This window comes from Gillisia xinjiangensis (assembly GCF_046298265.1).
GTDB lineage: Bacteria > Bacteroidota > Bacteroidia > Flavobacteriales > Flavobacteriaceae > Gillisia > Gillisia xinjiangensis.
Genome location: NZ_JBKAHK010000099.1, coordinates 1 through 551, shown reverse-complemented (window position 1 = coordinate 551; position 551 = coordinate 1). Strand labels below are relative to the sequence as shown.

Genomic DNA, 551 nt, shown 5'->3' with positions numbered 1-551 from the left:
AAGCCACAGGAACAATCCAGGATGATGATACGGCAGCGGTACAAAGTGTAACGGATGCGACAGAAATAGAAGGCACAGACTTGACCCATACGGTAACGATGACCACGGCTTCGGCTACGGATGAGACCTATGCGTTTAGCGTAACGGATGTGACTGCAACAACTGATGTAGATTATACCGGCACCCCATTGTTCAGCAATGACGTGACTTATGATCCGATCACGATGACCATCACCGTACCTGCAGGGGTAACAGAATTTACGGTTACCTTCCCAGGATTAACAGACTTGTTGGATGAAAACGATGAGACTTATACGTTAAGTGTAGGTGGAATCGAAGCCACAGGAACAATCCAGGATGATGATACAGCAGCGGTAGCAAGTGTAACACCAGCGACAGCAACAGAAGGATCTGATTTAGTTCATACGGTAACGATGACCACGGCTTCGGCTACGGATGAGACCTATGCGTTTAGCGTAACGGATGTTACTGCAACAACTGATGTAGATTATACCGGCACCCCATTGTTCAGCAATGACGTGACTTATGAT

The 551-nt window shown here is 47.2% G+C and carries 1 protein-coding gene; it reads left to right on the top strand.

Going from position 1 to position 551, the window contains the following annotated elements; all coding sequences use genetic code 11:
• Nucleotides 1-551: hypothetical protein (locus ACKGJN_RS16680; protein WP_409540694.1), on the top strand; the 551-nt coding region annotated here is incomplete at both ends.